This window comes from Caldicellulosiruptor sp. DIB 104C (assembly GCF_028198085.1).
Lineage (GTDB): Bacteria > Bacillota > Thermoanaerobacteria > Caldicellulosiruptorales > Caldicellulosiruptoraceae > Caldicellulosiruptor > Caldicellulosiruptor saccharolyticus.
Window position 1 is genome coordinate 2267498 of record NZ_CP116337.1, and the last position, 3616, is coordinate 2271113.

The following is a 3616-nucleotide window of genomic DNA, read 5'->3' on the forward strand; positions in this document are numbered from 1 at the left end:
TACACACGCCACAAAATTCCAAGCTCATCAAGCCCTAAAATGAAGCCTTCTTCTTTTAACTGTTTGTCTATGGCCAAAAACGAAGAGTATGCTACTTTCAAATAGTATCCAATACTAACAAAAAGCTGAGCAAGTATTACTGCAAAGGTGGTAAAAGGTATCTCAAGAGAAGCTTTGTCAAGTATTCTCCCTACAAATCCGACTTTGCCATACAAAAGAAGCAAGAGCACTCCCATCAAGATCGGTGGCAGGACGTTTGGAAGGTCTATTATCAGCTCAAGAAAAGCGATTCTTCTTTTTGTACTGGCAAGAAGGTATGCAAAAGGTGTGCCTATTAAAAATGCTAAAATGCAGCAGATGCTGGCTGTAAAAAAAGAAAGCCCAAAGGCTGTGATGGTCTCTTTTTTTGTTATCATATTAAAAAGTTTTGAGTATGGTACAACAAAAAGCAAATTTAAAAAAGGTAAAAGCAAAAATATTAAAAACGGAACTGAAAGAATAAATACCTTTTTCATAATAAGCTCACACGCTTTCACAAAAGAAACTTGATCGGTTTTCTTTGCTATTCATATCCTGCTGACTTTAAAATAGCTTTGACTTTTTGAACTTAAAAACTTTATAAACTCCTTTGCAAGCCTATTTTTCTCAGATGTTTTGATTACCCCAACATAATGATAAGCCTGAACATTGTACTCATCAGGAATAGAAACAATACCCAGTTTTGAATTTATGGCATCTGTGAAATAAACAACACCTGCGTCAGCCTGCATTGCCTTAACTTTTTGGATAACATCAGTAATCTGAAACTCTTGTGAGATGACATTTTGCAAAATCTTTTTGTACAGGGCAGGGTCTTTGCTTTTTACTTTGTTTAGAAACTGTTGTGTCCACATACCAATTGGTGAAACAGGGTCTGCTATGCAAAGCTTTACACCTTTTTTAGATATATCCTCAAAGCTTTTCACCTTTTTCGATGAGCTGACAATAGCAAGAATGGTTTTAGCAAATGTCAAGTAGCTATTTATATACCTCTTTCCTTTTATTTCATCAATGTATCTTTTGTCTGCAGAAAAGAATACATCACAAGAAGCGCCACTTTTGAGCTGCGTCACAAGTACATGAGTGCCTGCAACATTCATTTCAATCTTGCAATTTTTCTCTTTTTCAAACTGGTCAGCTATTTTTTCTATAACCGCTTCTAAAGTATTTGGTACAAAAATGACAAGTTTATCATTTTTAGAGCTTTGAGCTTTGGTAATCTTTGAAAAAGCAAATCGAGAATAGGTACAAAACAAAGCTGCCACAAGTACAGCTATTACAAAAATTGAGATTACAACTGATTTTATCCACTTTGATCTATTTGTCATACTTTTCTCTCCTTTTTTCTTTCTTAAACAAATCCCCCATTTTTTAAGTCATAAAAAGATCCAAAACCTCTTTGATAGCATCTTTCACAAGCCCATGTCTTTCTAAAACAATCTTGTCAGAAAGCTTTTCCAAGGCACAAAGTCCAACTTTGTTTGCTATTATCACATCACAGTCTCTTAGCATCTCAACTCTCTTTTCCATCCTCTCCTGGCTGCTGCAACTCTCAATTCCTTGGTCTTTAAACTCTCTAACACAGATTAGATCGCAGCTGCCATCGTCAAACAAATCAACAATCAAAAAGTTATCACTATTACCAAAGTGTCTGTTCACAAGCTTTCCATCACTGGTGGCAATTGCAATCCTTTTTCTTTTCATCTTTTATCCCACCACTAAAAATTTTTTTAAATCATAAGCATGCCAATTGCATCAGACCTGCACTGGTTACAATGGCTAATCTGGTCAATGATACTCTCACACCTTTTTCTGATGTTATTTACTGTATCGCAAGACGGCCTTTTCAGATGCGAAAACTTGGCATATGGTCGCAATGGCATGATGTTCATAATACTGACTCCAAGTGCTTTTACCACCTTTGCAATCTCTTCTATGTGGTCCTGGTTGATATCAGGAATCAAGACAGTGTTTACCTTCACAACAAGCCCTGCTTTGCACGCCTTTTCTATACCCTTTTGCTGTTTTTCAACCAAAAGCTTTGCTGCATCCTCGCCAAAGTACAAAACCTCATCGTACAGGGCAAACTCATAAATCTCTTTTGCTACCTCAAAGTTTACTGCATTGACAGTTACGGTTACAAATCTTACATTGCTTTTTAAAAGATCTTCAATTCTGTCTTCAAGCAAAAGCCCGTTTGTGCTGATACAAAATATAGCACCTTTGTCATAGCTTTTTATGAGCTCGAAGGTTTTAAAAGTCTCAGGGTTGAAAAGTGGGTCGCCAGGCCCTGAAATTCCAACAATCTTTAGCCTGCTGTCTGATGAAGCATACCTTTTGTATCTTTCTAACGCCTGCTCGGGTGTCAAAACCTCAAGGCAGGCACCAGGGTGGTTTTCGTTCATGCATGAGATGTTTCTATCACAATAGTTACACTTTATATTACACGCTTGTGCAACAGGAAGATGTATTCTTCCAATCTTGCTTGCTGCATCTTTTCCAAAACATGGATGACCATAGTTTCTATTTCCCATCTCAAATCAGCCTCCAAACAGGTGCAAAGACCTCTTTGTATATGTCAACAAGCAAATGTAAAAAACCTTTCAAAACAGGCATACGGCTTTGTCTCTTGAGGCAAAACCAAAAACGGCACGCCAAACTTATGAGAAAGGTACCACTCTCTTGTTCCACCAATGAAAAGGTCGGGCGAAAATCTTAATATTATCTCTTCAACCTCTGCACAGTTAAAATCATCCACCAATATGCTGTCAGGAAGTATACAGCGCGCTATCTCGTAGTCGTTCGAACATCCAAACTGGCTACCACAAACCAAGATTTCAAGCCCTGCTTCTTTGAAAGCATTTGTCATAAAACCTATGCGCGATGCCCCTAAAAGCACGATTGCCTTTTTGCCTTGCAATTTGCTTTTGAAAAACTGTATCTTGTGTTTTATCTTTGAAAACTCTTCATCTGCAACAATTTCAGCAGCCTTTCCTTTTCCAAAAAATTTTGCTATCTTTTTAAGTGAGGTTATAGTATTCTCAATTCCGTAGAAAGAGACCTCCATATACGGTATTGAAAACCTCTCTTTCATAAACTGAGCAAGTAAAAGTCCAGAACTTTTACAAAGCAAAAGATTTAGTCTTGCATTTACGCTTTTTTCCATCTGAGAAAGACTACAATCGCCTGTGTAGGTGCAAATTACATTTATCCCTATCTTCTCTAAAAGTCTTTTTATAGCTTGGCTCTCTCCTGCTACATTGTACTCGCCTATGATGTTGACAGAATTTTCAATTTCCTCTGTGTTTTTAAAACTTTTGAGTATATAATTTGCAATTGCTCTTTGTGCGATGTGATGCCCATCTGCTTGTGAATACCCTGAAAATCCAGGAACAACAACTGGGATTACAATTTTGTTAACCCTGTCTTTCACCCTTTTAATTGACCATTCAATGTCCTCACCAATTTGCGAAGCTGTGCATGTTGCGTAAACAAACACAAGGTCGTAGCTATCAAAGATTTTGTCTGCCTCAACTATGCTCTCTTCCAATTTTCTTGCCGCCCCAAATATGATGTC

At 37.4% G+C, this 3616-nt stretch carries 5 protein-coding genes; all 5 read right to left on the reverse strand.

All coding sequences use genetic code 11. The features are described from left to right. Positions 1 to 515, reverse strand: a 515-nt coding sequence (locus PGC14_RS11105; RefSeq protein ID WP_271628947.1) for an ABC transporter permease, incomplete at its 3' end; no start/stop codon positions are given. Between the two features lie 51 nt (positions 516 to 566). Continuing rightward, a complete protein-coding gene (gene modA, locus PGC14_RS11110; RefSeq protein ID WP_271628948.1) occupies positions 567 to 1367 on the reverse strand; it encodes a molybdate ABC transporter substrate-binding protein in 801 nt (266 codons plus the stop codon). 43 nt (positions 1368 to 1410) lie between these two features. Further along, positions 1411 to 1743 carry a NifB/NifX family molybdenum-iron cluster-binding protein gene (locus PGC14_RS11115; protein WP_271628949.1) on the reverse strand — a complete coding sequence of 111 codons (333 nt, stop codon included), beginning with the start codon at positions 1741 to 1743 and terminating at the stop codon, positions 1411 to 1413. Between the two features lie 26 nt (positions 1744 to 1769). Further along, the gene (locus PGC14_RS11120) at positions 1770 to 2573 is read right to left on the reverse strand and encodes a radical SAM protein (protein ID WP_271628950.1); all 804 of its coding nucleotides are present in this window, start codon (positions 2571 to 2573) and stop codon (positions 1770 to 1772) included. A 44-nt stretch (positions 2574 to 2617) separates the two neighbouring features. Then, on the reverse strand, positions 2618 to 3616 hold a 999-nt coding region (locus tag PGC14_RS11125; protein ID WP_271628951.1), incomplete at its 5' end, for a nitrogenase component 1.

What these genes read in the sequence shown, in the direction of transcription:
- PGC14_RS11115 (WP_271628949.1), bottom strand. Translation starts at nt 1,743, where the DNA reads ATGAAAAGAAAAAGGATTGCAATTGCCACCAGTGATGGAAAGCTTGTG.
- modA (WP_271628948.1), bottom strand. Translation starts at nt 1,367, where the DNA reads ATGACAAATAGATCAAAGTGGATAAAATCAGTTGTAATCTCAATTTTT.
- PGC14_RS11120 (WP_271628950.1), bottom strand. Translation starts at nt 2,573, where the DNA reads ATGGGAAATAGAAACTATGGTCATCCATGTTTTGGAAAAGATGCAGCA.